Genomic DNA, 532 nt, shown 5'->3' with positions numbered 1-532 from the left:
ATCTTCATCTGTAGAAATAGAAGTGAATATTTCAATATTTAAGCAAATAACATTAGATAAATACTGTCAAATACCATGCCAAAAACCACCAATAGAAGAAATAGATTATACAAGTATAGATGTAAAGGTTATAAATAGTTATGTAATTGCTACACCTAAAATAGTAGCAAATGAAGGTCAAATCTTAAGTGGATTTAAATTAATACTACATGGCGTATTAAAAGTTATAGTAGAATATACAGCAGATATAGATGACCAAGCAGTTCATTCTGCACATTATGATATTCCATTTAGTAGTTTTATTATATTACCACCAGATTATAAGATGGGTGATAAGGTTGAAGTATCTGCAGTAATAGAAAGTGCAGATACAATGAGTGTAGGACCAAAAGAAATATTTATAAATGCTGCTATATTATTAGTAGCTAATATACCTCAATAAGGTAAACATTATATATAAAAATCATAAATTTATGGAGGAGCTAATATGCATAAAGAAAATAACTTTAAATGTAAGGATACTAGTATGGTA

General features: G+C 27.3%; 1 protein-coding gene. It reads left to right on the top strand.

The features are described 5' to 3' along the window. Nucleotides 1-442: DUF3794 domain-containing protein (locus ACEXNK_RS17535; RefSeq protein WP_373601500.1), on the top strand; the 442-nt coding region annotated here is incomplete at its 5' end. Nucleotides 443-532 lie beyond the last annotated feature (90 nt).

It is taken from the genome of Paraclostridium bifermentans, assembly GCF_964259345.1.
GTDB lineage: Bacteria > Bacillota > Clostridia > Peptostreptococcales > Peptostreptococcaceae > Paraclostridium > Paraclostridium bifermentans_B.
This window is presented reverse-complemented; position numbering and strand designations above follow the sequence as displayed.